Source organism: Pseudomonas sp. MF09156, assembly GCF_059862305.1.
Window position 1 is genome coordinate 100,993 of sequence record NZ_JCBCUR010000014.1, and the last position, 26,653, is coordinate 127,645.

Sequence of the window (26,653 nt, forward strand, 5' to 3'; positions counted from 1 at the left end):
TACTTGATCAGGGCAACTATTCAGGGCACGGCACGCATGTCAGCAGGTCGGTATGGCCTGCGACTGATCACCACACTACAAACTTGAAAAGACAAATTCAAATTTTGTTTTGAAATTTTTATTTAATCTGTTTGCGAAATAATTCTCTGCCGAACGTGTCAGCCGAAGTGTTGAAGGGAGAAGGAAATCACCAAGGGTCGCGTGGGCGACCCATGGGTGCAGCACCGGGTAAACGCAGTAGAAAGATGCGCTGACTACGCGTTTACCCAGGCACTACGCAGATACAACCTCAGGTCAGAAGGCGTAGGTAGCCGAGAGGCTGACCACTTCGCCCTTGGCCTCGGATTTGCCATCCAGCGACGCCGCGCCCAGACGATCAACGTTCTTGGTCTTGAGCTTGACGGTTTCCACAAACTGGCGGGAATACGCGCCGTCGATGCTCAGGCCAGGAATGGCGCGGATGTTGTAGCCAAAGCCCAGGGAGGCGAAGGTGCGATCACCATCCGGGATACGTGGGTCACGGGTGGAGTTGCGGGTTGGGGTCTGGTCGAAGGCCACACCGGCACGCACGGTAAAGTCATCCGTGAGTTTGTAGTCGCCACCGAACGAATACATCCAGGTGTTCTTGTACTTGTACGGGATCGACACGATGGTGCTGCCATTGGACTTCAAGGTCAGCGCCTCGAAGGAGGACCATTGGGTCCAGGTCACACTGGCGCCCAGGGTCAGGCGGTCATTGAAGTCGTGTACCCAGTCCAGGGACGCGTTGGCAGGGATATCCAGTTGCGTGGAGGCATTGGCACCACCCGGATACAGCTTCAGCCCAGGGTAAGCCAACTCGACCAGGGTTTTACCGTCGATCACAGGAATGGTCATCAGTGCTTCCGAGCCCGGATCGGCGTACATGTTGTACTTGCCTTCCAGCTTGTTCTTGATCTTGGCGTGGTAGTTCAAGCCCAGGGTGTCTTGCGCCGTAGGCTTCCAGGTCATCCCTGCAAACCAGCCCAGAGAGTTGTTGTCGACCTTGACGCGCATCAAGGCGAAGCCCTGGCCGGCGGGAAACGGAACGAAACCGAAATCCGGCGACTGCGCAGCAGCGGCATACAGGTCGACGTTCTGGCTCACAAAGCCTTTGGTGTGCTGAAGAATCGCACCACCACCGATGGAAAACTCATCATTGACCTTGAACGACAGGGAGCCGGTCAAGCCAACGGTTTCGATGCGGGTATCCACTGCAAAATCGCGGCCTTTCCAGTCCTCATCCCAGGTTGTGCGGGCGCCCATGGGCACCACCTGGCTCAGGCCAAAGGCAAAACGGTCGTTGATCGGGATCACCATAAAACCGGTGGGTACCCAGGCTTCGAATCCGCCTTGGCCGCCGTCACCGGTGCGCGGGGTCGACGAGACAAGTTCCCCGGTCGTAGGATCCATGACAGTGGTAGACGTCGGATTACCAGCGTAGTCATACGCCGAGCCTTTGTATTTGATATCGATATTTGCGTAGTTGATGGTGAACTGCGAAATAGTCTTGTCAATGAAAGCCATGGCAGCTGGGTTGTTGTAGGCCGCTGACGGATCGTTTTTGAACATCGAACCACCACCGAACGCCCGACCCCAGCCAGCAGTGTTAGCAGTAGGAGTCATGAAGCCGCCTGCCTGGACCGAGCCTGCAGTCACCATCAGCCCACTCAACAATGCCAGGCTGAGGAACACTTGTGCCTGTTGTTTCTTATTATTCATGCCCCACTCCTTATTGTTTTTTTTCGTCTCAATCGATAAAACCGATCAGACTTTCTTCAACAGGCGCCTCTTACGAGGCGCCTGTCTTTACTGGGTGATCAGCCCTTTTGGAGCAGTTCCTACATTAAGGAATAATAGTGACCCCAAGAGCGCCAACATTCAGTTTCACAACGGTGCAATTGCCAGAAAGCGGCTGATTGTTCGCAGTCAATGCGATACTTGGAGACGGTGCTGGTGTCGATGACAACAGCACGTCAATGGAGGAAGGGCCGCAGTTGGTTGGCGGTGGGAAGCCTGGAGTGACGATCTTGTAGCCAACGTTGTGAGCCTTGCCAGTCGTTGCAGTGAGAGGCTCCAGCAACCAAGGCAATCCAGTGATCTGAGGCAGGTCGCACAGAGAGCTGGTGCCTTGAGAGATGGTGACCTTGGTGATATCCGCCTTGCCATCTGAACGGACCGTGCCTTCAAAAACAGCCTTACAGGTCACCGAGCTCTGGAACGAAGAAGGCGACTTAACCTCAATGCTCCCAGTCGCCCCTGTAACAAACGTCGCTCCAATTGGACTAAAAGACGCCGCACTGGCCATCGAAGCCGCGCCAAAGCACAGAGCAAACGAACTTACACAAACGAGGGTTTTCAAACTTTTCATTATTTTTCCTCACATGTATGGCGAGTCATTTCGCCGGGGTAATGGCCATGATCGAGAGGTCACGGAGAAACAGCAGAACTTCCCTTTCCAGCCAAATTTCAATGCAATTACCGCTACAAATTCGGGTGGTTACTCGACGACTTTGAACGTCGGCGGCATCTTGATCGACACCGTCTTGATCTTGCAGTCTTCGCCAATCGGCACATTGGCCGCCTCCAACTTGCCGGTGGCGTTATCCCAGGTGCCTTCGGCAGTGGATGGGCCGCACTTGCCGCCCAGGCCAAAGGCGTGCACATCGACGCTGATCTTCGACATGGAGCCGCTCTTGGCATCCTTGGCCACTAAAATCCACGGCAGGTTGATGGCTTCGACGCGGCTGCACTTGAGGCCACCGTCGAACTCGACCTTGTCGACATTGACTTGCGAGCCATCGGCCGCGACCTTGCCGGCCACCTTGATGGTGCAGTCGGCGCTGATCAGCGCGCCCTTGGAAAAGCTGATGGGGCCCTGGGCAGTGAAGGCGCTGCCGGCAGGTTCGATGCGTGCGGCCTGGGCCTGGTGATAGGCGATAAGGCCCAGCGCAGCGAGCACGATATGGGTGGTGAACTTGGCAGGTGTTTGCATGGTGTACGTCCTTCCCTTGATTTTATTTTTGTTAGGGTCAAACAACTTTCTTGCAACTTAAGCAGCACTCGAATCCGGCAAACCGTGGGCGATGAAAACCTGCGCGATACACAGACCCCGAGTGCGCCCTACAACAGTTGATTCACATTAGAAGGTGCTGGTCTTGCCGTACTTCTCCAGTATCTTCAAGCGTTTGGATGGCTGGATATTGGCCAGGGTGACATCCCCCGAATAATGCCGTAGTACCCGGTGATCCATACGCCGGCGCCACAAGTAAGGGATATAGGCCCAGACAATCATGCTGGCGTAGCCATACGGCAGTTGCGGCGATTCATCAAAGTGGCGCAACGACTGATAACTGCGAGTCGGGTTGGCGTGATGATCGGAGTGGCGCTGCAACTGGAACAGAAAGATATTGGTGACAATACGGTTACTGTTCCACGAGTGGCGCGGCGAACACCGCTCATAACGGCCATTGGGCAACTTCTGGCGTTTAAGCCCGTAGTGCTCGACATAGTTCACTACTTCCAGCAACGAGAAGCCGTAGATGCCCTGGATCAACAGGAAGGGAATCACCGCCGCACCCAGCCAGGCGATCATCGCGCCCCACAACACCACGCTGTACATCCAGGCGCTGAGTACGCCGTTCTTCCAGTGCCAGGCTGGCAGGCCGAGCTTGCGCAGGCGTTCGCGTTCCAGGTTCCAGGCCGAGCGCGCACTGAACCACACCGAGCGCGGCAGGAAGGCCCAGAAGCTCTCCCCCAGCCGCGAGCTGGCCGGATCTTCCGGAGTGGCGACGCGCACGTGATGGCCACGGTTGTGTTCGGTGTAGAAGTGCCCGTAGAAGGTCGGCGCCAGGGTGATCTTCGCCAGCACAATCTCCAGCAGGCGCGGCTTGTGCCCCAGTTCATGGGCGGTGTTGATCGCGATGCCAGTGGCGGCGCCGGTGGACATGGCCATGCCCAGGTAGGTGAACCAACTCACCTCGCCATGCAGTTGCACCCGGGCGGTCAGGAAGCTGGCGGTTTGCGCCATCCAGCTCGATGGGTCCATGGACGCCGTGAGTTGCAGCAGGCCGCCGTTGATCATCCAGTCGATGCCGCTGACCGCCAGCCAACCGGTCATCACCAGGGATGAAATAACCAACAACACCCCGGTGTAGACGATCCAGCGGTAGTACTTCTGCGACTCAAGGCCGCTGACAGCGGATTCTGGCGGGTTGCTGACGTCTTCCCCAAGCAGGCCGTCGATCAACGGGATCAGCCCGAAAATCACCAGCACACCGACCCACCACAGCTCTTGTACACCCGTAGTAATAGCCAGGGCGCCCGACAGCAGCGGGGTCGCCAGAGGCATGATGCCCAGCCACCACAGGTGGCGCTTGCCGTCGGTCCAAACGTGCGGGGCAGCCAGGGTCTGATTCATGGCAACCTCCGGACGCACTGCGCGGCAGGGAGGGAGAGCGAAGCAAAAGAGACAGGAAACAGGTTCAGGCGGCACTGAAGGCCACTTGAAATCAACCATGCGATAAAAGGCGTTTTTTTCATTATTTTATTCGCTCTTAGGCATTTCAAAAATCATTTCAAAATAAATATTGAAATATTTTTTTAAATAAATAGCGCGGAACCGATAGGTCGTCAACTACTTTTTCGAGGCCTTTTTTACGTGACCGGGCAGTCTCTTTTTCAGCCGTTCGGTCAGGTGTCTAGGGCAAGCGTTAGCGACTTTCGACCGCACCGTGGGGTTCATGATTATTTGCTCGCCAACGCAAAGGGCGGGTGCAGGACTGTGGCTGTTTCCAGCGGCCTGCTGCGCTTGGCCACCTGCTCGACCAATGCTGCCACCCGCTCGGTAGCGGTGATGGGCAACATATGGCCACGGCCTTCGACCAGCTGCAGCTTGAGCCCTGGCACCTTGTCCGCCAGGGCCTGGCCGTGCATGCGAAAGTCCAGCACCTTGTCCCGCGAGCCATAGATCAGGCCGATGGGCAGGCGCAACTGGGCGTAGCGCTTGACCATATCGGGCAGGTAATCGTTGACCAGGCCGATTTCGGTGGAGGCGGCATAGAAGTTATCGGGACGCATCCCCAGCAGGCCGCCGCCACGGGTGGCGAAGTCGGCCGGTGCCGGGTCGGGAGCGAATACGCCCTTGACCACCGCGCCACTGGTGAGCATGCCGATGGGCACGGTCAGCGTGCGCGACACCCAGCGCCGCAGCCAGCCAGGGCGCACCGCCAGCGACAGAAACACCAGGGGGATCATGCGCTGGGGATGGGTCAGCGGGGCCACCAGCACCAGCCCGGACACCGCATGGGGATGGTCCAGGGCCAGGGCCAGGGAAATCGCCCCGCCCAGGGAATGCCCCAGCACCAGGGGCTGGCCCAGGTCCAGGGTCTGGATAAAGGTCGCCACTTGTCGGGCCTGGCTTGGCAGGTCGGCACCGGTGCCTTTATGCCGGGTGGAATAGCCTGAGCCGGGGCGGTCCAGGGTGATCACCCGAAAGTGCTCACGCAATTGCGCGGACAAGGCATAGGTCAGGTTGCGACTGCTGCCCATCAGGCCGTGGATCATCACCAGCGGCGGGCCCTTGCCCTCGTCTACATAATGAAAGCGCTCGCCATCGATCTCCACAAAGCGCCCGTTGCTTGGAACAGCCGCTTCGATACGGCGCGTCATCCAGGCACTCAAGCCCCATAACGCCGCACTGGCAGCCATAAACACACCCGCAGCGACAACCCATTCGACAGCCATAGCTCGGTCCTCTGCTTCCCTGCTGCTGGCGATCCGACCGGTATTGGTCAAGACCTCAGCCATCGTCCACACCCTGGACTTCAACTGCGTGCGTAAAGGTTCGTCCGTCGGACAAATCGCACATAAAGGACAAGGTTGTAGCGTAGGCGATATTTTCAGGTAGATTATTTAAAATCTTTTTTAAAATAATAAATACAATTTTTCTTTGCAATGGTGTTCTATCTAAAAAGCCAAAAACAAAAAAGGAGCACATCCGATGTCAAAACCCGTAAGGCGCCCACAGCCCACGAGGGACACCCTATGAATGCCTCTACCCCGCCGAGCGGCCCGGCAGATTGCGTTGATATCGCCATCATTGGCTCAGGCTTTGCCGGCCTGTGCATGGCGATCAAACTCAAGCAAGCCGGGCTCGACGACTTCTTCATTGCCGAACAGGCCGACTCCCTGGGCGGCACCTGGCGCGACAACCACTACCCGGGCTGCGCCTGTGACGTGCAATCCCACGTCTATTCGTTTTCCTTTGCGCCCAACCCCGACTGGACCCGGCAGTTTGCCCCCCAGGCGGAAATCCGTGCCTACCTGGAGCACTGCGCGCAGCGCTTTGAACTGGCGCCGTACCTGCGTTTTGGCATGGGCCTGCAACGGGCGGTGTTCGATGAGCAGTTGCAACGCTGGCAACTGCAGTTCAGCAATGGCCGCCGTGTCAGTGCGCGGGTGCTGGTGTCGGGTATGGGCGGCCTGTCCCGTCCGGCGCTGCCGGATATTGCGGGGTTGGACAGCTTCAAGGGCAAACGCTTTCACTCCCAGCACTGGGACCACGACTATTCACTCAAGGGCAAGCGCGTGGCAGTGATTGGCACCGGCGCCAGTGCCATCCAGTTCGTGCCGCGTATTGCCCCGCAGGTGGCGCACCTGGACCTGTTCCAGCGCACCGCGCCGTGGATCATGCCCAAGCCGGACCGCCCCATTTCAGGTTTTGAGCGCTGGCTGTTCAAGCATATGCCGTTCACCCAGCGCCTGGTGCGCGGGGCCTTCTACTGGGCCCTGGAAGGTCGGGTGGTGGGGTTTGCGCTGCACCCGCGCCTGATGAAAGTGGTGCAGAAAATCGCCCTGCGTCACCTGCACAAACAGGTGGCGCGCCCTTCCCTGCGCAAGGTCCTGCGGCCGGACTACACCATCGGCTGCAAGCGCGTGCTGATCTCCAACGACTACTATCCGGCGCTGTCACGCAGCAATGTCGAAGTGGTCACCGAGACGGTGCTGCGGATCGAAGCCGACGGGGTCATCACCGCCGATGGCATCAAGCACCCGGCTGACTGCCTGATCTTCGGCACCGGGTTCCAGGCCACCGATCCCCTGCCCCGCGACTGCATCATCGGGCGCGGTGGCGTCGACCTGATGGAGGCCTGGCGCGATGGCGCCCACGCATACAAGGGCACCACCGTGCCGGGCTATCCGAACCTGTTCCTGATCGTCGGGCCCAACACCGGGCTGGGCCACAACTCGATGATTCTGATGATCGAGGCGCAAGTCACCTACATCCTCGATGCCCTGCAACAGATGCGCCGCCAGCAAATTGCCACGGTCGAGGTCAAGCCGGCCGTAGAAAGCGCCTACAACCAGCAAATCCAGGCAAAGCTCCAGCGCACAATCTGGAACACCGGAGGCTGCCGCAGTTGGTACCTCGACCCGCGCACCGGCAAAAATACGACGTTGTGGCCCGGTTCGACGTGGCGTTTCAAGCAGGTCACCCGCCAGTTCGCCCTGCGCGATTATCAAGTCACGCCATTAGTGACCGGCGCGCCGTCGCGCGCCGTCGCGCCATCCCATGCCACCGCAGAAGGAAGCCTGTCATGAAGTCATTCAATGGCCGTGTGGCGGCCATCACCGGTGCTGCGTCCGGCATGGGCCGCGCCTTGGCCCTGGCCCTGGCCCGCGAGGGTTGCCACCTGGCCCTGGCAGACAAGAACCAGGCCGGGCTGCAACAAACCGTGGAGCTGATCCAGCGCAGCACCCTGGCGCCGATCCGCGTGACCTCGCGGGAGGTGGATGTTGCCGACCGCCAGGCCATGGAGGATTGGGCCGCCAGTTGCGCGGCAGAACACGGCCAGGTCAATTTGATTTTCAACAATGCCGGGGTGGCCCTGTCGAGCACCGTGGAAGGTGTGGACTACGCCGACCTGGAGTGGATCGTCGGCATTAACTTCTGGGGTGTGGTGTACGGCACCAAGGCCTTCCTGCCGTACCTCAAGGCCAGTGGCGACGGGCATGTGGTCAACACCTCCAGCGTGTTCGGCCTGTTCGCCCAGCCCGGCATGAGCGGCTACAACGCCACCAAGTTCGCGGTGCGCGGCTTCACCGAAGCCCTGCGCCAGGAGCTGGATTTGCAACGCAGCGGCGTCTCGGCCACCTGCGTGCATCCCGGCGGGATCCGTACCGACATCTGCCGCAGCAGCCGGATCGACGCGAACATGACCGGGTTCCTGATCCATAGCGAACAACAGGCCCGCGCCGACTTCGAAAAACTCTTTATCACCGACGCCGACCAGGCCGCCAAGGTGATCCTGCAAGGCGTGCGCAAGAACAAACGCCGCGTGCTGATCGGCCGCGACGCCTACGCCCTGGACCTGCTCGCGCGCTGCCTGCCAGCGGCCTACCAGGCACTGGTGGTGTTTGCCAGCCGGCGCATGGCACCAAAAAAACGCAAGCCACCGCTGCCCAACCCCATCACTGAACAGGAGTCGCCATGATGCTGCCCATTCGCCGCGACCTGCATTTCGTCCTGCCTGCCGAACGCATCAAGGACTGGCATGAGCAAGGCCCGTTCATCACGCACTTTTTCAATGCCCTGTCGTTGCTGTTTCCCCAAGGCGAACTGTTCTTCATGGATAGCGTGCGCCACTATCGCCAGCGCATCGACGACCCGGCGTTAAAGAAGCAGATCCAGGGTTTTATCGGCCAGGAGGCCATGCACAGCCGCGAACACGTGGCCTACAACGACCTGCTGCAAGCCGCCGGCCTGCCGGCCCATCTGCTCGACCGGCGCTTGAAATTTATGCTCGACCTGCAAAAGAAGCACTTGCCGCCGTCCTTCAACCTGGCGGTGACCATCGCCCTGGAACACTACACGGCGATGCTCGCGGAGATCCTGCTCAGCGACCCCACCCGTTTTGGTGATTCGCTCAAGGGCTACCAGCAAATGTGGTACTGGCACGCCCTTGAAGAAACCGAGCACAAGGCCGTGGCCTTCGATGTGTGGAACAGCGTGATCAAGCCGGGGCCCAAGCGTTACTTGCTGCGCACCGGGACCATGCTGTTCACCACGGTGTTTTTCTGGCTGGTGGTGTTTGATTTCCACCTGCGCCTGTTGATCGCCGACCGCCGCGCGGGCGGGCATCTGAAGGGGTTCTGGCGGATGCTGAAGTTTCTCTACGGCCCCAAGGGCGTGTTCCCGCGCATGGCGCGGCCGTGGCTGCATTACTTCAAGCCGGGGTTTCATCCGTGGGATCACGACAATCGGGTGCGACTGGAAGGGATCGATAAGCTGGTGGAAGAAGTGGAGCGCACCAACTCGGTTGCCGGAATGTAGCCTTGCAGGAGCCGGCTGGCCGGCTCCTGCAGCACGCCAACGGCTCAGACCGTGCGCGAAAACTGGCCCTTTTGCTGCCCGCCCAGGTACGCATCAAAGGCCATCGCCACGCTGCGCACCATCAATTGCCCCTGGGGCAACAGCTGCACGGCATCGTCCTCGATGTGCAGCAAGCCATCCGCCACTTGCTCATCCAACCGCGACAACGCGTGGGCAAAGTATTCGGTAAAACGGATCGCATGCCCGGCCTCGACCCCGGCAAAGTCGATGCGCCCGTGGCACATCAGGCCGTTGATCACGTCGCGGCGCAGCACGTCATCGGCGTTCAGGCGGTAGCCGCGCTGCACCGGCAACAGCCCGGCGGCGATCCGCGCGTAGTACTGGGACAACTCCTTGACGCTCTGGCTGTAGCTGTCGCCCACCTTGCCGATGGCCGACACGCCCAGGCCGATCAGATCGCAATCGGCATGGGTCGAGTAGCCCTGGAAGTTGCGCTGCAAGGTGCCATTGGCCCGGGCCAGGGCCAGTTCGTCGTCGGGCAAGGCAAAGTGGTCCATGCCGATATACACATAGCCCGCCTCGGTCAGCCGGCGAATGGTCAATTCCAGCAGCTCCAGCTTGCGCTCCGGCGGTGGCATGTCTTCGGGGCGGATCATGCGCTGGGCACGGATTTGCGTGGGCAAATGCGCGTAGCTGTAGGCCGCCACGCGGTCTGGGCGCAGGGCAATCAGCTTGCCCAGGGTCACGTCGAAGCTGGCCACGGTCTGCAACGGCAGGCCGTAGATCAAATCCACACTGATCGACTTGAACCTTGCCTGCCGGGCGGCCGCGACCAACTGCACAATCTGCTCTTCGCTCTGCACGCGATTGACCGCCGCCTGCACATCGGCATCAAAGTCCTGCACGCCAAAACTCAGGCGATTGAAGCCCAGCCCGCGCAGGTTGTGGATCCGTTCGACGCTGATGGTGCGCGGGTCCACTTCAATGGAAAACTCATGATTGTCACTGGTATCCAGGCTGAAGCCCTGCGCCAGGCAGTCCATCAATTCGGCCAGTTGTGCATCGTCGAGGTAGGTCGGCGTACCGCCGCCCAGGTGCAACTGGGTCAGGGGCCGCGCGCGGTCGAACAGCGCGGCCTGCATCTGGATTTCGCGCTTGAGGTAGCCCAGGTACTCCGCGGCGCGATGGGTCTTGCGCGTGATGATCTTGTGGCAACCGCAGTAGTAGCAAAGGCTCTGGCAGAACGGGATATGGATGTACACCGACAGCGCCTTGGGTGCCAACGCCTGGTTGCTGGCCGCTACCGCCTGCTGGTAATCGTCCAGGGCAAAGGCTGAGTGAAACTGCGGCGCGGTCGGGTACGAGGTGTAGCGCGGCCCCGGGCGGTCGTATTTCTGCACCAGGGCGCGGTTGAACTCAAACGCTTTCATGATCGATGGTCTCATCGTTGGAGCAAGGGGGAACCGCGCTGCCTGCCCGGTCAAACAGTGCGCATAGAGCTTCGACCCGCTGCCGGCCCGCTGGCAGCACACAGAGGAAGCGCTCGGACAGGTCGATCAGGCCGTCCTGGTGCAGATGCTCCAGCAGCGGCCAGATCGCCGAGAAATAGCGGGAAAAAATCACCCCATAGCGGCGCTCAAGGGCCTGGATGTCCAACTCCAGGTCACAGGCCAGGCGCTCCATCACATGCTGGCGGATCTGGTCGCCGGCCTCGCAGCGCCAGCCGCGGGCGGTGGGCAGCAGGTCGCTGTCCAGTTGCTGGCGATAGCGCGCCAGGTCTTCGGTGTTTTGCGCATACAGGGTGTCGAGCTGGCTGATGGCGCCCAGGCCAAAGCCGATATGGTCACAGTAGCCGTGCCGGGTAAAACCCTGGCAATTGCGGCTCAGGTGCCCACGCTCCTGGGCCAGTGCCAGGTCGTCGTCGGGGCGTACGAACTGGCCCAGCCCGATGTAGTGATAACCGGCGGCCTCCAGGCGCTGGAAGGCGATGCGGCGCATGCCACACTTGTCGACATTCGATGAAAGCGCACGCCGTGGCTGCTGCTGGTAACGCCGTGGCGCCTGGGCATAGTCGAACACTTGCAGGCGGTCCGGCTCCAGGGCGATCAGGCTGGCCAGCTTGGCGGCAAAGCTGTCGCAGGTCTGCCAGGCGTGGCCGTAGCCGAGGTCGACATTCACCGAACGAAAGCCGAAGGTGCGCGCCGCGTCGATCAGCGACTGGATCGGGGCCGGGTCCTGATAGCCGGCCACCGACGGCGTGGCCTCGGCACTGGCATCCGGCACGCCGATATTGATGTGGTTGAACCCCAGGTCGCGCAACAGGCCCATGGTTGCCCAGTCGGTGTGCAGCGGGTCGAGGTCGAGGCTGTAGTCACCCTGGTCATGCTCAAGAAAATGCAGGCGGCTGCGCAGGTGCGCCATCAAGCGTTGCAGGTCGGCGATCGCCGGGGTGGCGCCGCCCAGATGGAATTGGTCCACCGGTTGCCGGCCGCCCACGTGGCAACCGACCAGGTGGATTTCCTGCTCCAGCGCGCCCAGGTAGTCATCCGCCACCAGGCCTGCCGGCCACTGCAGGTTCAGCGCCAGCGGGCGTTGGCGCTGACGGCTGCTGCGCAAGGCGCGCAGCAGGTCGAGGGAGCCGATGCCCGGATGGAATTTGCCGATGTCGACCTGGCTCTGGTCCAACACGCTTTGGTCACGGCGCAGGCGCCACTCGCGGGCGGGATGAATGACAGTGAGCATGACGGCCTCCGGGTCTGGCTACGGTGGGTCATTGTGCGGTGCGACCGGGCAGCGCACCTTGATATGCATCAAGCGCCGACGTTTACCAGGTGATGTAGAACATGCTCTTGGCCAGCAACACAATGGCAACCATATGGCAGAACAGGCTCAGATGGACGAAGCGCAAATAGGCCGCGCTGACCCGCCCACAGCGCATCAACCACACCGTCAGCAAAAAATGCATCAGCACGCTGGCGGCGAGGATCAGCTTGAGGGTCAGCAAGGCACCGAATGCCGAACTCGATGGCGCCGCCAGCACTGGCAGATAGCGCAACCAGACCATGCCGATCCCGGCGCCAAACAACACCAGCAGCACCCACGGCATCAAGGCCCTGGCGCGGCGGCCGATGCCCTGCTCCACCAGCAACATCACGCGGGCCGGCAGTTGCTTGTGCACACTGGCAAGGATCAACACTTCAAAGAACACCGTGCCGATAAACATCAGCGCCGCGAACAGATGGGCCAGCAGGAACAGGAGATAGAGCATCAGAGCCTCACGGTGGCCGGTCCTTGTACCGTGACTGTGCCCCAGTGCGGACGAGCGGCGCCTTGATGCCGGTCAAGGGCCCTGATAATCGTTGAAACATTTGCCCAACGCCTTGTGCGGTGGGCCTTTGGCGGTCTCTGCGACAGTGTGCCACAGACTCAATCAGCGCCCTGGCTGGTAAGGTGGCCACCGCCCCTGTGGCAGAACGTCGCAGATTATCAAGCGTGATCAAGGCCGGTAGACTACCCAGCCTTATTGTTCACCGCTTTTCAAAGCCTGACTGACCTGTTATGCGCAGCCGTCAGGCGCTTCACGGGACGCCCATTTCATGAGTACGTTATTCACCCGTCGCAAGGTCCTCACCGGTATGGGCCTGCTGGGCCTGGGCCTGTTGAGCGGCTGTGACACCGGCCCCAAGCTGAACTTCAAGTACGGCAAGGACCTGAGCGACAAGATCATGGGCCGCACGTTCAAGCTCAAGAACACCGACGGCGAGACCGTCACCCTGAGTTCGTTCCGCGGCCTGATGCCGGTGGTGTTCTTCGGTTTCACCCAGTGCCCGGCCGTGTGCCCCACCACGCTTGCGCGCATGGCCCAGGCCAAGAAGATGATGGGCCGCGACGGCGAAATCATGCAGGTGATCTTTATCACCCTGGACCCGGAACGCGACACCCCCCAGGTGCTCGACGCCTACGTCAAGGCCTTCGACCCCAGCTTCGAAGCGCTCTACGGCACGCCGGAAGAAATCGCCGTGGCCGCCAAGGAATTCGGGATCTTTTATGAAAAGATCCCCGCCGGCGACACCTACACCCTGTCCCACACCGCCACCAGTTTTGTGTTCGACACCCGCGGCAACCTGCGCCTGGGCCTGTCGGCATCCCTTAACGCCAAAGAGTGCGCAGAAGACCTGCTCACCGTCATGGAGGTCTGCTAATGACTGCTGTCCATACCCTCAAGCGCATCGCCCTCTGTCTTTCCCTGCTGGGTCTGGCCGCCCACGCCAGCGCCCAGGTGCAGGTCAGCGACGCCTGGGCTCGCGCCACCGTGCCGGGGCAGCATTCGAGCGGGGCCTTCATGACCCTCACCGCCGACAGCGACAGCAAACTACTGAGCGTCAAGTCGCCGGTGGCCAAGGATGTGCAGATTCATGAGATGAGCATGAAGGACGACGTCATGCGCATGGGCCCGGTGGATGCCGTGGCACTCCCGGCCGGCCAGGCGGTGAAGCTCGATCCCGAGGGCTATCACGTGATGCTGATGGGCCTGACGGGCCAGATCAAGGAAGGCGACCAAGTGCCGCTGACCCTGACGGTGGAAGATGCCAAGGGTGACAAGCAGACCCTCGAAATCCAGGCGCCGGCCCGCAGCCTGGGCAGTGCTGACGGCCATCATATGAACCATTGATCCTGAGGGTGGGAGCTGGCTTGCTCGCGGTGGACATAGGTATCTACACAACTCTCTTCTGGGTTTGTGTACATATCCATTGCTGCGGTCACGGCCACTTAGGGTTCCGCCCTTACGGCGGCTCACTTTTGGAAAAGAGCCCGGAGTGCCGGCCCAGCCAAAAGCAACCAAAAGGGCTCTTGCCCCACCACTCGGCACCTCGCCCAGGCTCGGTGTGCCCGTCATCCGACATTGATTTGGGGGGCCGCCGCGATGGGCCCTCCATGGCCCAGCGCGGCTAACCCGGCGTCCTGCCGGGTTACCCCCCAAATCAATATCGGATGACGGCCAGCGTGGTTTAACGGGGCGCCTAAGATCAAAATCACAAGCAAAGCGAGGCGGCCTGACAGCCGACCTGATCATCGAAGCGTACGCGTACCCTTGTAGGAGCGGGCTTGCCCGCGATGGTCGTTAACGATGACGAATGAATACCAGATACTCTGATGTGTTCTTTCGGGCGTCATCGCAGGCAAGCCAGCTCCTACAGGGGAATGCAGCTTCGCGCTCTGGCTCTGCTGTTGCCCTGGTTTTGATCTGGCTTTTGATCTTGGGTGCCCCGTCAAACCACGATGGCCGCAGGCAGGTATTGCGCAGTGGGCACCCCGGCAGGATGCCGGGGTAGCCGCGACACGGCCATGGATGGCCGATCGCGGCGGGCCCACGGAGCAATGCCTGACTGCGGGCATGCCGAGCCTAGGCGAGGCACCGAGTGGTGGGGCAAAAGCGCTTTGGTTACTTTCGCGCTCTTCGAAAGTGACCCGCCGTAAGGGCGGAACCCTAAGTGGCCGTAACCGCAGCAATGGATATGTACACATACCCAGAAGAGGATACCTATGGCCACCGCGAGCAATCCAACTCCCACAGGGGATCTTTGCCGGGTGCAGAGTTTTGTGCCACACCGCCCATCAAATGCGGGAGTTTTGCTGGGGCACCGAACTCTGAAAACCCCACGATGGATCCGTCTCGGCCGATGGACGACAAATCAATCCACAATAAACAGCCTAGCCCCGGTTGCTGTGCTCGACCGGTGCCCGTCCCTGTCATTGCCCACCTGATAACTCATCCCCGCCGTCAGGGTGAACTGGCGGCCATCCTCCAGTTCGGTCTGCAACTCCCCCTCCAGGCACAACAACACATGCCCGCGCCAACACCAGTGGTCAGCCAGGTAGCCAGGGCTGTATTCCACCATACAGGGAGTTGCCTTTGGTATCCTGCCGGCCCGACCTAGGTGCCCGGCCATGCACATTGCTCCGTCCCATATCCTCCACGAAACCGAACACTGGCTGCTCAACCATCACCTGGCCTCGGCCCTGCCCGGTTATTTGATGCTGGGGGCCAAGACGCCAATCAGCTCGTTGACTGACCTACCCGACGCGGCCCTGGCGGAAATGGGTGGCCTACTGGCGAAAACCCAGAAGGTGATGGAAGTACAGCTCCAACCCAAGTGGCTATACATCAGCCGCTTTGGGCATATGCCCGGCTTCCCGCTGCACTTTCATTTGATCCCGGTCTATGACTGGGTCGAAACGCTGTTCTGGGAGGATGAGCGCTACCGGGTGCTGCAAGACTTCGGCGCTGGCAGCAACGGGCAAGCGGCGACGGATGGGGCCGAACTCACCCTGTTTATCTGGCGCGAGTTCGGTGAGAACCCGACGCCACCCGCGACGGCCGGGCTCACGGTGCCGGGCGTGATCGAGCGCCTGCGCGCCGCGTTCAAACAGTCAGACGCTTGACCATCGGGATACACGCCAGCTCCAGCCCCGAAGGCGAATGATAGATCGACTGCTCGCCGCCTTCGTAACCGCGGCTACGATAGAAATCTGCAGCATTCAACGTCGCGTCCAGCACCACCTCCTCAATCCCCAGCTCCAGCGCCAGCTGCTCCAGGTGCTCGAGCATCTGCCCGCCAAACCCGCGCCCGATAAAACCTGGCAGCACAAACAGCGCACCGACTTCTCGATGATCCGGGTCGAGCATGCCGGTGGCGACCGGCTCGCCATCGACGCAACCCAGGTAGAACGGCTTGGCCATCAGCGCGGTGTAACCGTCCTCGGCGGCGCCACGGGTCCAGGTCAGCATCTGTTCGGCGGTGTAGGCGCCGATGCATTGGCTGCGGATCGCCTGCAGGCGGATGTCGAAGGCGATGGGGCCGTCGTCGTGGGTGGCGCGTATGATTTGCAGCATTCGAATCTCCCTGAATTAACTGTGTTTGCCGTGACCTCAAGGTGCCATTAGCACACTTGTGCTAATCGACCCCGCAGGCACCCAGCGCTATATTCGCCGGCACCCCCAACGCTCCCCGCCAGCACGTCGAACCCGCCGTGCAAGGGATCGTTGTGCGTTGAAAACACCAAAACAACCCCAAGGAAGACACACCATGAAACTGCACTCCCCTGTTACCCGCCTGGCGCTGCTGGGTGCCCTGATGATCGGTGTTGCCGGTTGCAGCAATATCAAACCCACCGAAGATCATCTCAAGACCCTCTCGGAAACCAACCTCGGCGAGCCGGTCAAGCGTGTTTCCAATGTACGCAGCGACTCCATGACCACCTATTACATCGCCAGCACCGCTTCCGGTGACTACAACTGCTCCGTGCCCAGCGGTGCCAGCGGCGGGATGTTTGCCGTAGCCAGTTTCGGCCTGATGAAACCCGCTGCCTACTGCCAACCCAAGGGTGCCCGGGGTAACGCGTTGACGCCGTTTAACTAACCCTGGCTGAGGTCGCGCAGGGTGCCCCGTAGTTCAGCGGGGCGCACTGGCTTGGACAAAATGGCGATCTGCCGGTCGTGCAGCGCCGCCTGGATCTTCTCCACGTCATGCCCGGTCAGAATCAGCGCCGGCACCGCCACCCCGCGCTGCGCGCGCAGGTGGTCGATGCACTCGATGCCGGTGGCGTGGTTGCCCAGGTCATAGTCGGCGACGATGATGTCGCAATCGCTGACCAGGCCATGCCCGCTCGATTCGGCCTGCACCTCACAGCCCCAACGCTCCAGCAACGCCTGGGTGGCCAGCAGCACGTTGTGGTCATCTTCCACCAGGCACACCTTCAACCCGGTCAGCAGCCCTGCCTGGCGCGCATCGTCACGCACCACCGGTTGATGGGTCGCGGTCGCCAGGGGCAAGCCGCGCAAGCTGACCGAGGTGCCCCGGCCCACCCGTGAGCGCAGCGCCACGTCCATGCCCATCAACAGCCCCAGGCGCTTGACGATGGACAAGCCCAGGCCGACGCCTTCAACGTCTTTGTCGCGCAACTGGCGCACGCGATAGAACTCCTCGAACACCCGGGGCAGATGTTCCTCGGCAATCCCCCGCCCCTGGTCGTGAATTTCCACCATCACCTCGCCGCCACGCTGGCGCACGCCGATCAGCACCGGGCGCTGGCCGCCGTATTTGAAACAGTTGGAGAGCACGTTCTGCACCATGGTTGCCAACAGCGCAGGATCCACCCGCACCCAGTGGGCGCAGGGGCGCAGGCGCAGTTCTACCCCGGCCCAGCGGGCGGCTTCAGCGTTTTGCCGCAGCAGGTCGGCCAGCCACTCACCCAGGTGCACCACCTGGTATTTGGGCAGCAGCCGGCCGTTGTCCAAGGTGTAGAGGTCGAGAATGGAGCGGAACAATTGCGACACGTTCAGCAGCGAACGGTCGATATTGTCCACCAGCCGCCGTTCTTCATCGCCCAAGCGCGCTTCACGCAGGCAGGCGGTAAACAGGCCGATGGAGTGGATGGGCTGGCGCAGATCATGGCTGGCCTGGGCGAGGAAGCGCGATTTTTCCAAGTTGGCGGCGATGGCTTCTTCGGACGCCTTGCGCGTGCGCTCCAGCAGCAGGTGGGCGTAGACCGGGATCACCGTGCTGGTGATCATCAGCATCAGCACCATAAAGGGCTGCGCCTGCCACAGTGGGGTCAGCCGATACACAATCAGCAGCGCCAGCAACGCCAGGCCCGTGGCAATCGCCAGGTAGCGCGAACCGTAGCGCATGCCGTTGCCGAGGTTGACCCAGACCATCACCGCATACAGCGGCAACGCCGCCTCACCGCCCACCACCAGGCCGAACGAGGTGCCAGTGTAGTCGTGGATCATCCCGAAGACCCGCCGCGCCGGATAATGCCCGGGCCAGCGTGCAATCACCTGGCGCAGCGCAATCGAGACCAGCAGGAACCCGCAGATGTAGATAATCACCGGCACATAGCGGTCCATCGACTGCCCCGGCAAAAAGCCCAGCAGGCCGATGTACACAATGGCGCAGGCGGCCACCACAATACGCAGGTTGGCTTGGTCCAGTTCGGCGTCTTTCACGAACTTCATGGGCAACGTCCTTGTACGGTCATCGTCTTATCTGTGTACCCGGCAGGCAGGCGGTGAACAGAGTGGTAAAGTAGCACGCCACAGGACAACCTGGCCCCAGGGAGGAGCACCCCATGACATGCCGGATCATCATCGCCGACGACCACCCGATGTTTCGCGAAGGCATGCTGCGCACCGTGCAACGCCTGCTGCCCGAGGCCTGCGTGGAACAGGCCGGCGACCTGGACACCGTGCTGCAGATGCTCAAGAGCGGCAGCGAAGTCGACACCCTGATCCTTGATTTGCGCTTCCCCGGCCTGACCTGCATCAGCCAGTTGGGCGAACTGCGCCAGCAACTGCGGCGCACCACATTGATCGTGGTGTCGATGGTCGATGACCCGTTGTTGATCGAACAGGTGATGGCGCTGGGGGCCGACGGTTTTATCGGCAAAAACATCGCCCCCGAAGAAATCGGCCAGGCCCTGCTCGCCATCCGCCAGGGCGAGGTGCTGGTCAAATTCGCCCCCTCCGGGCTGTTGCCCCTGGACACCAACACCCTGACTGCACGCCAGCAGGAGGTATTGCGGCTGATCGCCCAAGGCAAGACCAACAAGGAAATCGCCAAGGCCCTGGATATTTCGCCGTTTACCGTGCGCATCCATGTGTCGGGGTTGTTGAGAAGCCTGAACGTGCCATCGCGGGCAGCGGCGGCCGTTAAATACAGCCCACCCCTGTAGGAGCAGCACCATCAAAGCCCTCTCCATCGTGCGCCCCAGCGGCAGCCGGATCGCCGCAGGCGAAAAAACCCTGGAAATCCGCCGCTGGCAGCCCCAGCTGGAGCCGTCCCAGGACCTGCTGATTGTCGAGAACGGGCGCTTCCTGCATACCGATGGCGATGAAGACGAAGCCGGTGTGGCCGTCGCCATCGTACGCGTAAAGGCAGTGCGTGCGTTTGCCCCAGAGGACGTGCCAGCAGCCTGCGCCAGCTATTTCGAAGAAGGCTGGTTCGCCTGGGAACTGACTGACGTACGGCCGCTCGCACGCCCCTTTAGCGCCCTGGCGGCACGGGGGATCTACGAGGTTGAATTCATGGAAAACCGCGAGAACTGTATGAACAGTCAGATCAGAGTCGCTACCCCGGCAGACATCAACGCCATCTTCGACATTCGCACCAGCGTCAGGGAAAACCACCTGTCCCATGACCAATTGGCGCAAATGGGCATCACCCCGCACGCCATCCAGCAAGCCATGCAACTAGCGCCCTGCGTATGGATCGCCGAGGTGGAGGGTGTGGCGGCCGGTTTTTCCATGGCCGACATAGAAGAAGGCTGCGTATTTGCCGCCTTCATCCGCCCCGAATTCGAAGGCCACGGACTGGGCCGCAGGCTGATGGAGCAGGCCGAAGCCTTGTTGTTCCAGCACCATCAACAGATCTGGCTGGAAACCGCCGAAGCGAGCCGCGCCAACGGGTTTTACCAGCGCCTGGGGTGGGTGGTGGTGGAGCAATTGCCGGACGGGGATATTCGGATGGAGAAGCTCCGGGAATAACCCTGCCAGTGGGATTTTCGCCAGCGCACCGACCCCGCTATCATGCAGCCCTTCGCCCAACCCAGGAACCGCCATGCCCGCCCTCACCCTACGCAACGCCACCCCGGCAGACGCCGCCCGCTGCTACGAGATCGAAATCGGCGCCTACGAAGGTGATGAAGCCGCGACCCTGGAGAAGATCGCCACGCGTATCGCCCTGTACCCGCAGGGCTTCCTCACTCTGGAAGTGGACGGTCAAGTAGTGGGCTTTATCAACGGCGGGTGCGCCTATGATGTGGTGATGTCGGATGAGGCCTTCAAGGAGTTGGTGGGGCACTCGGCGGATGCGCCGAATGTCGTGATCATGTCGGTGGTGATCGACCCGGCGCACCAGGGCAAGGGGTATTCCACGCAGTTGATGCAGGCCTTTGTGCAGCGCATGCGCGGGATGGGCAAGCAGACCATCCACCTGATGTGCAAGGAGCAGCATGTGCCGTTGTACACGCGCATGGGTTACCAGTATGTGCAGCCCTCGGCGTCAGACCACGGCGGGATGGCCTGGCATGAGATGGTGATGACGCTCTGATCCGGCAGCGGGCTTCACCAACTCCCCGAGGCCCCGCCGCCGCCGCTGGAGCCGCCGCCACCGGAAAACCCGCCACCGGAGCTTGAGCTGGAACTGGAGCTTGAACGGTCACTGGAACCGGAGCTCGACCCGCCCGTGCCCTGACCGTAAATGAACAGCGCCGCGAACGAGCTGATGGGCAAGGCGAACAACCAGCCATCAAGGCCCATCTCCAGCAAGTACCCCGCCGCGCCATACACCCCCAGCACCATCAGCGTCTGCACGCAAAACCCCAGGCGGCTGTGGTTCCAGGCGGCTCTCATCACTGCTAGCAGGACCAGGTACAGGCCCAGCACCACCAGCGCGGCCAGCGGCCATGCCAGCCAGTTCATAAAGGACACTTCAGTCAGGTAGTGATCCACCAGGCCCAGGCCGACGCTGTAGGCCATCAGCGCCAACACGCAATAAAACACCGCCTTGGCCTGCCACAACGCGCCGAATATCGCTGCGCCGATCGACATGCAAAACGGCAGCGCCAGCACATAGATCGGCCAGGCCTTGCCATTGATTGCGGCCAGTGCCGTCAGCAGCACGGTCAGCACCAGGCCAGCAATCAGGCCACGGCGCCAATGCAGCTTGCCCGAGGCCAGCAGCACCCCGCCGATGGCCCCCAGAATCAGCGCCAGCAACACCGCAGTTTCATCCACTGTTTCAAGGGGCTGGTCCACTGCCGGCAAGTCGCCGCCCTCGACCAGCACGCTCAGGGCGTCCACGGCGCGCTGCACACCGCCAGCGTAATCGCCCTGGCGAAACGCCGGGGTCAATTGCTCCTCGATAATCCGATGGCTCAACAGGTCCGTGACCAGCCCTTCCAGGCCGTAACCGACCTCGATCCGCGCCTTGCGATCGTCCTTGGCCACCAGCAGCAAGATGCCGTCGTCGATACCCTTGCGTCCCAATTTCCAGGCGCGCAACAGTTGGGTGCTGAACGTCTGGATATCGACGTCGCCCGTACTGGGCAGCAGCATCACGGCGATCTGCGCACCCTTGCGCTGTTCGAGATCAGCAAGCTGCGCGGTCAGGCGCTGCTGCGTCGCGGTATCGAGGGTGTGGGTCAGATCGATCACGCGCTGGTTCAGCGCCACATTCACCAAGGCCGGCGGCACCGTTTGCGCCAAGGCCAGTGCGCTGAACAGCAGGAGCACCAGGCCCCAGGCCGATTGCCATAAAAACCGCCCCATACTTTGTTACCTGACGTTTCGTCCTGAAAGCGCCGACTTTACCCTATCAGCGCTATATCTAGTGACCCCATGCGGTGGACTCTCTAAACTGACGCGAAAACCTCATAGCAACACGCCACTACGAGCACGCCCATGGACCTTCGCCATCGCAATAACGTCAACATAATGGGCAATGGTTCCTCGACGCTGGTGTTTTCCCATGGTTTTGGCTGCAACCAAGCCATGTGGAATTACCTGCTGCCCCATTTCGTCGAGCGTTTTCGCGTGGTGGTGTATGACCTGGTAGGGGCCGGCCTGTCTGACCCGGCGGCCTACCACAAGGAAAAATATGCGGCCCTGGACGGTTACGCCGCAGATCTGAACGAGATTATCGATGCGTTCGCCAGTGGCCCGGTGATTCTGGTTGGCCATTCGGTCAGCGCAATGATCGGCATCCTGGCCGACCGCGCAGCGCCCGGGCGCATTGCCGCCCATGTGATGATCGGCCCCTCGCCCTGCTATATCGACACCGACGACTACGTGGGCGGGTTCAAGCCCGAAGACATCCAGTCGCTGCTCGACACCCTCGACAGCAACTACCTGGGTTGGTCCAGCGCCATGGCCCCGGTGATCATGGGCGCGCCGGGGCAACCGGCACTCAGTGAAGAGCTGACCAACAGCTTTTGCCGCACCGAGCCCGAGATTGCCAAGCAGTTTGCGCGGGTGACGTTCCTGTCGGACAACCGCGCCGATATCGGCGGCCTCACCACCCCCACATTGATCCTGCAATCGAGCGATGACCTGATCGCCCCGGTCTGCGTGGGCGAGTACCTGCACCGCGTATTGCCCCACAGCACCTATCGCCTAATCGACAATGTGGGCCATTGCCCGCATATGAGCGCGGCACCGGTCTGCGCGGCGGCGATGGAGCACTTCCTGCTGCCATGGACCGTTGCCCATGGCGAGTGAACGGTTGCCCGATCCCCAGGCGCTGTTCGACGGTGCGGCCTGTGCACTGGCGGTCACCGCAGAAGACGGCACGCTGCTGCGGGTAAACCAGTGTTTCAGCGACTGGCTGGGCATGCCGGCGACCGGGCTGCAGGGCCGGCGTTTCCAGGACCTGCTGACCATGGGCGGGCGGATTTTTCACCAGACCCACCTTGCCCCGCTGATGCAGGTGGAAGGCCGCATCACCGAGGTAAAACTGGACCTGCGCCATCGCGATGGCCACACCGTGACCATTTTGCTCAACGCCATCAAGCGCGAATACGCCAACGGTGTGCAACATGAACTGGCGCTGTTCGGTACCACCGACCGCGACAAGTACGAACGCGAGCTGCTCAACGCCCGCAAGTTGGCCGAAGCCCTGCTGCTGGAGAAGACTGCTGCCGAAACCGCCCTCCAGCACGCCCAGGCCGAGCTCAACCAGGCCTATATCAAGGCGCAGCGGCGGGCGCTGTTTGCCGAGCAAATGGTCGCCATCGTCAGCCATGACCTGAAAAACCCGCTGACCGCGATCAAGATGGCATCCGACTTCCTCGCCCGGGGCGAGCGCACCGCCAAGGAAACCCAGTTGATTGGCCATATCGGCCAGTCATCGGAACGCGCCCAGCGGATGATCGCCGACCTGTTGGACTTCACTCAGGCCCGGGTCGGCGTTGGCATCGGCGTAAGCCCCAACCCGCTGGACCTGCACGACGTGACCCGGCGCGCAGTGGATGAGCTGCGGGTGGCCTTCCCCCGCGCGTGCCTGGTGCATCACACCGTGGGCGCTGCCGATACCTGCCTGGATGGCGACCGTGTGCAGCAAATCATCGGCAACCTGGTGGCCAACAGCGTGGCCTATGGCGACCTGCAACAACCGATCACTATTACCTCGCGACTGGGCCACGACGGGGCCAGCCTCTCGGTGCACAACCATGGGCCGGTGATTGCCGACGCGCTGATGCAGGTGCTGTTTGAGCCCATGACCCGAGGCACCGACCAGAACTGCGACATACGCAGCGTGGGGCTGGGGTTGTTTATCGTGCGGGAAATCGCCAAGGCCCATGGTGGGGATGTGGGCGTCAGCTCACAGGTGGGCAGCGGTACCACGTTCACCGTTTGCTTGCCGCTGACCCACTTGTGAAGGTGCTGTCAGGGGTAATTCAGCGTCACCAGGTAAGCCCCTGAGCGCAACGGCTTGCCCGCCCCATCGTTCAGGCTGTATTGCCGATCGAAGTAACGACCATCGCCGCTGGTTTCGGTCACCAGCTTGACCTTGACGGTTGAGTGGTCCAGCGCACTGACCGTGCGCACCGGCTCGACGCCAGAGGCGCTGATGTTGCCCCCGGGTGCAAACATCGGGCAACCGCGCAGCGCCAACGTCGACCCTGCCCCGCTCCCTGCGGTGCAGGTGGCCTCCACGATACTGCCGCGAAACTGGATAACGCCATGGGCCACGGTGGTTGCTGCTTGGCCACTGGCGCTGACGAGCGCGAAAAACAGGCTGATACCGACTGCCAAACGTTGACTGCTCATATTGAACGCTCCTGGGTATATACCCATCACGTCGGCAAGTCTGGTCAGTTTCTTGAGGGTTTAAGAACTACCTGATGGTTATTTTTTCTAGGATGCCAACGGGGTCTCATATTGAACAGATCCCCGGTCAGGTGGGAGCGCCTACAGGACAGCACCCAACGCCTTCAACAGCACGCCATCACGGCCATAAATATCCGGCGCGTACAGCAACGCGCCCTGGCTATCCACCTGTACTGTCCAATATCCCAGCAACACCGGTACCGGCGTCGCCAGGCGGAACTCATGGGTCAGCCCGGTTGCCAGCAACTCTTCGGTCCGCGCCTTTTCCGTCGGGTTCACCAACAAATCACGCAGCAACATCGGCTGCTCTACCCGCACACACCCCGAGCTGAACGCCCGTGGTCCCTTGCTGAACAGCGGCTGGCTGGGCGTGTCGTGCAGGTACACCGAGAACGGGTTGGGGAAGCGCATGACGATCTTACCCAGCGGGTTGCGCGGGCCGGCGTCCTGGCGCAGGAGGATGTTGCCGGGGTGCGACCAGTCCACCTGCTCCGGCGACAACGCGCGGCCTTCACTGTCGAGCACCTTGAGGTTCTGTTGGCGCAAGTACTCCGGGTTCAGGCGAATTGCCGGCAACTTGTCCTCGCGCATGATGGTCGGCGGGATCGTCCAGGTGGGGTTGAGGGTCAGGCGCGTGATGCGTGACTTGAGCAACGGCGTTTGCCGCTCGGCGCGGCCTACCTGCAAGCGGGTCTGCCACACGGGCACGCCGCCCTGGTAGACGCTCAACTGCGCGGCTGCGACGTTGACCAGGATGCCGTCCGGCTCCAGGTCCTGGGCCAGCCAGCGAAAGCGCTCGAGGTTGACCCGCAACTGCTCGCGGCGCAGCGCTGGGCTGACGTTGAGCTCGGCCACCGTGCCCGGGCCGATTACCCCGTCGGCTTGCAGCGAGTGGCTGGCCTGGAAGCGCTTCACCGCCTCCACCATTTCATTGCCGTATTGATTGCCCTTGGGCACGCTCGCCAGGTAGCCACCACTGGCCAGGCGTCGGGCGAGGGCCGGCACCCGTGAGTCTTCGCCGCCGGGACGCAGCAATGGGCCGTTGGCAATCACACCCCATTGCGCCAAGGGTTGCAGGCGCTGTGTGGCGTAGGCTGTGCGCAGGCTGCGATACAGCTTTGCGCTGGGCCTGGCCTGGTCGAAGGCGGCTGGCATGTCGGTGAGCCCGGCAGTGGCCAGGGCCAGCACGGCGACGGCGGGGTCTTCGCTCGGCGGCTGGGAATGCCACAACGGTTCGTAATGGGCCTGCTGCAAACGGCCATAGTGCAAGTCATGCAAGGCTTGTAGGTAGTGCTGGCTGGTTTCGAAGTCGCTGCACAATACGTTGCTGGTGGCCGCCACGTCGGCCAGCCGGTAGTGCGCCGGGTCGAGGCCGTCGTCGGCCAGCAACAGTAATTGATCCTGCAACGCCTTTCGGCGTCCGTCCTCCGGCCAGAGGGCGACATTGCCTTGTTGCTGGTAAAAAGCCTGCAACCGCGCCTCGGCGGGTGCATCCAGTTGCGCAGCCAAACCGGGGCAAACGCTCGACAACTGCCCAAGTGCCAGCTGTACTGGGTTTGACGGCTCGACCAGCACTTCATCAGCCGTGGCGACCAATGGTGCTACGAGCAAGCAAAGGCTCAAGTAACATGCGTGTTTTTTGAACAATGGCTTAGCTCCAATCTACGGCGGGGATGCGATATACATGCTCAATATTGACTGCCGACTCGGCCTGATCGCCGTCGCCCTGGCCGCGTTCTGTACGGGTGCCTTCGCAGAGAATGCCAAACCTCATACCTTGTATAGCAGCCTGGCGCGCTCGGCTCCAGAACTCAATCCCGCAGTCCTCAAAAGCGCCCTCAGCGCCATGCAGTGTGCTGTCAACAATGGCCAGGAACGCTCCGAACGCCTGGCCGTGATTGACTATTCGCAGCCTTCGACCGCCCGTCGCCTGTGGATTTTCGATCTGCGGCAAAAAAAGCTGGTGCTGCGCGACCTGGTGGCCCATGGGCAAAAGTCCGGGGAAAACTTCGCCACCCAGTTCTCCAACAGCGAAGGCAGCCATCAATCCAGCCTGGGCCTGTTCCGCACCCAGGAAAGCTACCAGGGCACCCACGGCTATTCGTTGCGCATGGACGGCCTGGAGCCCGGCTTCAATGACCAGGCCCGGGACCGCGCCATCGTGATCCATGCCGCCGACTACGTCAGCCCCCTGTGGAGCAAGCGTGAAGGCCGCATCGGCCGCAGCCAGGGCTGCCCCGCCGTGCGCCCGCAAGTGGCGCGCCAGGTGGTGGACAAGCTCAAGGATGGGCAGTTCATGTTCTCCTGGTATCCCGACCAGCGCTGGTTGAAATCCTCGGCCTACCTCAATTGCAAGCCGCGCCAGATCGCCAGCGCCGGTTGAGGTAGTATCTGGAGGGCCGAGCCTGACC

At 61.6% G+C, this 26,653-nt stretch carries 26 protein-coding genes and 2 pseudogenes; 14 read left to right on the forward strand and 14 right to left on the reverse strand.

The annotated features are described in order from the left end of the window. Positions 1-294 precede the first annotated feature (294 nt). From AC19YY_RS23895 to AC19YY_RS23915, 5 genes are all read right to left on the reverse strand, one after another. A complete protein-coding gene (locus AC19YY_RS23895) occupies positions 295-1,740 on the reverse strand; it encodes an outer membrane protein transport protein (RefSeq protein ID WP_170057101.1) in 1,446 nt (481 codons plus the stop codon). Positions 1,741-1,864: 124 nt separating this feature from the next. After that, positions 1,865-2,389: an alkane oxidation protein activator PraB gene (praB, locus tag AC19YY_RS23900; protein ID WP_169955781.1), complete on the reverse strand. Its 525-nt coding sequence runs from the start codon at positions 2,387-2,389 to the stop codon at positions 1,865-1,867. Positions 2,390-2,518: 129 nt separating this feature from the next. Further along, positions 2,519-3,013 carry an alkane oxidation protein activator PraA gene (gene praA / locus AC19YY_RS23905; protein WP_170041041.1) on the reverse strand — a complete coding sequence of 165 codons (495 nt, stop codon included), beginning with the start codon at positions 3,011-3,013 and terminating at the stop codon, positions 2,519-2,521. 147 nt (positions 3,014-3,160) lie between these two features. After that, positions 3,161-4,438, reverse strand: a complete 1,278-nt coding sequence (locus tag AC19YY_RS23910) for an alkane 1-monooxygenase (RefSeq protein WP_169955783.1) — start codon at positions 4,436-4,438, stop codon at positions 3,161-3,163. Between the two features lie 326 nt (positions 4,439-4,764). After that, complete coding sequence (locus tag AC19YY_RS23915; RefSeq protein WP_262376859.1) at positions 4,765-5,763, reverse strand: alpha/beta fold hydrolase; 999 nt, start codon at positions 5,761-5,763, stop codon at positions 4,765-4,767. A gap of 300 nt (positions 5,764-6,063) precedes the next feature. Between AC19YY_RS23915 and AC19YY_RS23920 the strand changes: the two genes are divergently transcribed. From AC19YY_RS23920 to AC19YY_RS23930, 3 genes are read left to right on the forward strand one after another with little or no spacing between them, the layout of a single operon-like run. After that, positions 6,064-7,620, forward strand: coding sequence for a flavin-containing monooxygenase (locus AC19YY_RS23920; protein WP_500604975.1), 1,557 nt, complete (start codon positions 6,064-6,066; stop codon positions 7,618-7,620). Next, a complete protein-coding gene (locus AC19YY_RS23925; protein ID WP_169955786.1) occupies positions 7,617-8,513 on the forward strand; it encodes an SDR family NAD(P)-dependent oxidoreductase in 897 nt (298 codons plus the stop codon). The genes AC19YY_RS23920 and AC19YY_RS23925 overlap by 4 nt, the downstream gene beginning before the upstream one ends. Next, complete coding sequence (locus AC19YY_RS23930; RefSeq protein WP_500604993.1) at positions 8,513-9,352, forward strand: metal-dependent hydrolase; 840 nt, start codon at positions 8,513-8,515, stop codon at positions 9,350-9,352. Before AC19YY_RS23925 ends, AC19YY_RS23930 begins: the two co-directional genes overlap by 1 nt. A gap of 44 nt (positions 9,353-9,396) precedes the next feature. Here AC19YY_RS23930 and hemN read toward each other — a convergent pair whose 3' ends face one another. The 3 genes from hemN to AC19YY_RS23945 all read right to left on the reverse strand — a co-directional run bounded on the left by hemN (position 9,397) and on the right by AC19YY_RS23945 (position 12,620). Further along, positions 9,397-10,782: an oxygen-independent coproporphyrinogen III oxidase gene (gene hemN / locus AC19YY_RS23935; protein ID WP_500604976.1), complete on the reverse strand. Its 1,386-nt coding sequence runs from the start codon at positions 10,780-10,782 to the stop codon at positions 9,397-9,399. Next, positions 10,769-12,094, reverse strand: coding sequence for an oxygen-independent coproporphyrinogen III oxidase (locus AC19YY_RS23940; protein WP_170057097.1), 1,326 nt, complete (start codon positions 12,092-12,094; stop codon positions 10,769-10,771). Before AC19YY_RS23940 ends, hemN begins: the two co-directional genes overlap by 14 nt. An 82-nt stretch (positions 12,095-12,176) precedes the next feature. Then, positions 12,177-12,620, reverse strand: a complete 444-nt coding sequence (locus AC19YY_RS23945; RefSeq protein WP_500604977.1) for a CopD family copper resistance protein — start codon at positions 12,618-12,620, stop codon at positions 12,177-12,179. A 328-nt stretch (positions 12,621-12,948) separates the two neighbouring features. Here AC19YY_RS23945 and AC19YY_RS23950 point away from each other — a divergent pair, with 328 nt between their 5' ends. Together AC19YY_RS23950 and AC19YY_RS23955 are read left to right on the forward strand one after the other, a co-directional pair. Then, positions 12,949-13,554 (forward strand): SCO family protein, encoded by a 606-nt coding sequence (locus tag AC19YY_RS23950; RefSeq protein ID WP_169955790.1) that lies wholly within the window; start codon positions 12,949-12,951, stop codon positions 13,552-13,554. Next, positions 13,554-14,024, forward strand: coding sequence for a copper chaperone PCu(A)C (locus tag AC19YY_RS23955; protein WP_432754329.1), 471 nt, complete (start codon positions 13,554-13,556; stop codon positions 14,022-14,024). The genes AC19YY_RS23950 and AC19YY_RS23955 overlap by 1 nt, the downstream gene beginning before the upstream one ends. A 1,021-nt stretch (positions 14,025-15,045) precedes the next feature. On the opposite strand, the pseudogene AC19YY_RS23960 reads toward AC19YY_RS23955, so the two are convergent. Continuing rightward, positions 15,046-15,252, reverse strand: a pseudogene (locus AC19YY_RS23960) (DHCW motif cupin fold protein); the annotation flags it as partial. 49 nt (positions 15,253-15,301) lie between these two features. On the opposite strand from AC19YY_RS23960, the gene AC19YY_RS23965 reads away from it, so the two are divergent. After that, positions 15,302-15,796, forward strand: coding sequence for an HIT family protein (locus AC19YY_RS23965; protein ID WP_500604978.1), 495 nt, complete (start codon positions 15,302-15,304; stop codon positions 15,794-15,796). On the opposite strand, the gene AC19YY_RS23970 is transcribed toward AC19YY_RS23965, so the two are convergent. After that, positions 15,777-16,247 carry a GNAT family N-acetyltransferase gene (locus AC19YY_RS23970; protein ID WP_500604979.1) on the reverse strand — a complete coding sequence of 157 codons (471 nt, stop codon included), beginning with the start codon at positions 16,245-16,247 and terminating at the stop codon, positions 15,777-15,779. The two genes, AC19YY_RS23965 and AC19YY_RS23970, sit on opposite strands and share 20 nt — an antisense overlap. Positions 16,248-16,440: 193 nt before the next feature. Here AC19YY_RS23970 and AC19YY_RS23975 point away from each other — a divergent pair, with 193 nt between their 5' ends. Continuing rightward, a complete protein-coding gene (locus tag AC19YY_RS23975; protein ID WP_169957120.1) occupies positions 16,441-16,773 on the forward strand; it encodes a hypothetical protein in 333 nt (110 codons plus the stop codon). On the opposite strand, the gene AC19YY_RS23980 is transcribed toward AC19YY_RS23975, so the two are convergent. Next, positions 16,770-18,371 carry an ATP-binding response regulator gene (locus tag AC19YY_RS23980; protein ID WP_170041034.1) on the reverse strand — a complete coding sequence of 534 codons (1,602 nt, stop codon included), beginning with the start codon at positions 18,369-18,371 and terminating at the stop codon, positions 16,770-16,772. The two genes, AC19YY_RS23975 and AC19YY_RS23980, sit on opposite strands and share 4 nt — an antisense overlap. A gap of 113 nt (positions 18,372-18,484) precedes the next feature. Between AC19YY_RS23980 and AC19YY_RS23985 the strand changes: the two genes are divergently transcribed. The 4 genes and pseudogenes from AC19YY_RS23985 to AC19YY_RS24000 all read left to right on the forward strand — a co-directional run bounded on the left by AC19YY_RS23985 (position 18,485) and on the right by AC19YY_RS24000 (position 20,463). Then, the gene (locus AC19YY_RS23985) at positions 18,485-19,087 is read left to right on the forward strand and encodes a LuxR C-terminal-related transcriptional regulator (protein WP_169957117.1); all 603 of its coding nucleotides are present in this window, start codon (positions 18,485-18,487) and stop codon (positions 19,085-19,087) included. Positions 19,088-19,115: 28 nt separating this feature from the next. Further along, positions 19,116-19,385 (forward strand): annotated as a pseudogene (locus tag AC19YY_RS23990) (ASCH domain-containing protein); the annotation flags it as partial. A gap of 75 nt (positions 19,386-19,460) precedes the next feature. After that, positions 19,461-19,898 (forward strand): GNAT family N-acetyltransferase, encoded by a 438-nt coding sequence (locus AC19YY_RS23995; protein WP_170041593.1) that lies wholly within the window; start codon positions 19,461-19,463, stop codon positions 19,896-19,898. A 73-nt stretch (positions 19,899-19,971) separates the two neighbouring features. Beyond that, on the forward strand, positions 19,972-20,463 hold the full coding sequence (locus AC19YY_RS24000) for a GNAT family N-acetyltransferase (protein ID WP_169957116.1): 492 nt from the start codon (positions 19,972-19,974) through the stop codon (positions 20,461-20,463). Between the two features lie 14 nt (positions 20,464-20,477). Here the strand turns inward: AC19YY_RS24000 and AC19YY_RS24005 are convergent, their stop codons facing one another. After that, on the reverse strand, positions 20,478-21,683 hold the full coding sequence (locus AC19YY_RS24005; RefSeq protein ID WP_169957114.1) for a TPM domain-containing protein: 1,206 nt from the start codon (positions 21,681-21,683) through the stop codon (positions 20,478-20,480). A 132-nt stretch (positions 21,684-21,815) separates the two neighbouring features. Here AC19YY_RS24005 and AC19YY_RS24010 point away from each other — a divergent pair, with 132 nt between their 5' ends. Together AC19YY_RS24010 and AC19YY_RS24015 are read left to right on the forward strand one after the other, a co-directional pair. Then, a complete protein-coding gene (locus AC19YY_RS24010) occupies positions 21,816-22,631 on the forward strand; it encodes an alpha/beta fold hydrolase (RefSeq protein WP_500604980.1) in 816 nt (271 codons plus the stop codon). Further along, entirely contained in the window at positions 22,621-23,790 is a 1,170-nt protein-coding gene (locus AC19YY_RS24015) for a PAS domain-containing sensor histidine kinase (RefSeq protein WP_500604981.1), read from the forward strand. Before AC19YY_RS24010 ends, AC19YY_RS24015 begins: the two co-directional genes overlap by 11 nt. An 8-nt stretch (positions 23,791-23,798) precedes the next feature. On the opposite strand, the gene AC19YY_RS24020 is transcribed toward AC19YY_RS24015, so the two are convergent. After that, the gene (locus AC19YY_RS24020; protein ID WP_170058682.1) at positions 23,799-24,182 is read right to left on the reverse strand and encodes a type 1 fimbrial protein; all 384 of its coding nucleotides are present in this window, start codon (positions 24,180-24,182) and stop codon (positions 23,799-23,801) included. 141 nt (positions 24,183-24,323) lie between these two features. Continuing rightward, on the reverse strand, positions 24,324-25,889 hold the full coding sequence (locus AC19YY_RS24025) for a L,D-transpeptidase family protein (RefSeq protein ID WP_500604982.1): 1,566 nt from the start codon (positions 25,887-25,889) through the stop codon (positions 24,324-24,326). A gap of 37 nt (positions 25,890-25,926) precedes the next feature. Here AC19YY_RS24025 and AC19YY_RS24030 point away from each other — a divergent pair, with 37 nt between their 5' ends. Then, positions 25,927-26,625: a murein L,D-transpeptidase catalytic domain family protein gene (locus AC19YY_RS24030; RefSeq protein WP_169957108.1), complete on the forward strand. Its 699-nt coding sequence runs from the start codon at positions 25,927-25,929 to the stop codon at positions 26,623-26,625. Positions 26,626-26,653: the final 28 nt, after the last annotated feature.

What these genes read in the sequence shown, in the direction of transcription:
- AC19YY_RS23895 (WP_170057101.1), bottom strand. Translation starts at nt 1,740, where the DNA reads ATGAATAATAAGAAACAACAGGCACAAGTGTTCCTCAGCCTGGCATTG.
- praB (WP_169955781.1), bottom strand. Translation starts at nt 2,389, where the DNA reads ATGAAAAGTTTGAAAACCCTCGTTTGTGTAAGTTCGTTTGCTCTGTGC.
- praA (WP_170041041.1), bottom strand. Translation starts at nt 3,013, where the DNA reads ATGCAAACACCTGCCAAGTTCACCACCCATATCGTGCTCGCTGCGCTG.
- AC19YY_RS23910 (WP_169955783.1), bottom strand. Translation starts at nt 4,438, where the DNA reads ATGAATCAGACCCTGGCTGCCCCGCACGTTTGGACCGACGGCAAGCGC.
- AC19YY_RS23915 (WP_262376859.1), bottom strand. Translation starts at nt 5,763, where the DNA reads ATGGCTGTCGAATGGGTTGTCGCTGCGGGTGTGTTTATGGCTGCCAGT.
- AC19YY_RS23920 (WP_500604975.1), top strand. Translation starts at nt 6,064, where the DNA reads ATGAATGCCTCTACCCCGCCGAGCGGCCCGGCAGATTGCGTTGATATC.
- AC19YY_RS23925 (WP_169955786.1), top strand. Translation starts at nt 7,617, where the DNA reads ATGAAGTCATTCAATGGCCGTGTGGCGGCCATCACCGGTGCTGCGTCC.
- AC19YY_RS23930 (WP_500604993.1), top strand. Translation starts at nt 8,513, where the DNA reads ATGCTGCCCATTCGCCGCGACCTGCATTTCGTCCTGCCTGCCGAACGC.
- hemN (WP_500604976.1), bottom strand. Translation starts at nt 10,782, where the DNA reads ATGAAAGCGTTTGAGTTCAACCGCGCCCTGGTGCAGAAATACGACCGC.
- AC19YY_RS23940 (WP_170057097.1), bottom strand. Translation starts at nt 12,094, where the DNA reads ATGCTCACTGTCATTCATCCCGCCCGCGAGTGGCGCCTGCGCCGTGAC.
- AC19YY_RS23945 (WP_500604977.1), bottom strand. Translation starts at nt 12,620, where the DNA reads ATGCTCTATCTCCTGTTCCTGCTGGCCCATCTGTTCGCGGCGCTGATG.
- AC19YY_RS23950 (WP_169955790.1), top strand. Translation starts at nt 12,949, where the DNA reads ATGAGTACGTTATTCACCCGTCGCAAGGTCCTCACCGGTATGGGCCTG.
- AC19YY_RS23955 (WP_432754329.1), top strand. Translation starts at nt 13,554, where the DNA reads ATGACTGCTGTCCATACCCTCAAGCGCATCGCCCTCTGTCTTTCCCTG.
- AC19YY_RS23965 (WP_500604978.1), top strand. Translation starts at nt 15,302, where the DNA reads ATGCACATTGCTCCGTCCCATATCCTCCACGAAACCGAACACTGGCTG.
- AC19YY_RS23970 (WP_500604979.1), bottom strand. Translation starts at nt 16,247, where the DNA reads ATGCTGCAAATCATACGCGCCACCCACGACGACGGCCCCATCGCCTTC.
- AC19YY_RS23975 (WP_169957120.1), top strand. Translation starts at nt 16,441, where the DNA reads ATGAAACTGCACTCCCCTGTTACCCGCCTGGCGCTGCTGGGTGCCCTG.
- AC19YY_RS23980 (WP_170041034.1), bottom strand. Translation starts at nt 18,371, where the DNA reads ATGAAGTTCGTGAAAGACGCCGAACTGGACCAAGCCAACCTGCGTATT.
- AC19YY_RS23985 (WP_169957117.1), top strand. Translation starts at nt 18,485, where the DNA reads ATGACATGCCGGATCATCATCGCCGACGACCACCCGATGTTTCGCGAA.
- AC19YY_RS23995 (WP_170041593.1), top strand. Translation starts at nt 19,461, where the DNA reads ATGAACAGTCAGATCAGAGTCGCTACCCCGGCAGACATCAACGCCATC.
- AC19YY_RS24000 (WP_169957116.1), top strand. Translation starts at nt 19,972, where the DNA reads ATGCCCGCCCTCACCCTACGCAACGCCACCCCGGCAGACGCCGCCCGC.
- AC19YY_RS24005 (WP_169957114.1), bottom strand. Translation starts at nt 21,683, where the DNA reads ATGGGGCGGTTTTTATGGCAATCGGCCTGGGGCCTGGTGCTCCTGCTG.
- AC19YY_RS24010 (WP_500604980.1), top strand. Translation starts at nt 21,816, where the DNA reads ATGGACCTTCGCCATCGCAATAACGTCAACATAATGGGCAATGGTTCC.
- AC19YY_RS24015 (WP_500604981.1), top strand. Translation starts at nt 22,621, where the DNA reads ATGGCGAGTGAACGGTTGCCCGATCCCCAGGCGCTGTTCGACGGTGCG.
- AC19YY_RS24020 (WP_170058682.1), bottom strand. Translation starts at nt 24,182, where the DNA reads ATGAGCAGTCAACGTTTGGCAGTCGGTATCAGCCTGTTTTTCGCGCTC.
- AC19YY_RS24030 (WP_169957108.1), top strand. Translation starts at nt 25,927, where the DNA reads ATGCTCAATATTGACTGCCGACTCGGCCTGATCGCCGTCGCCCTGGCC.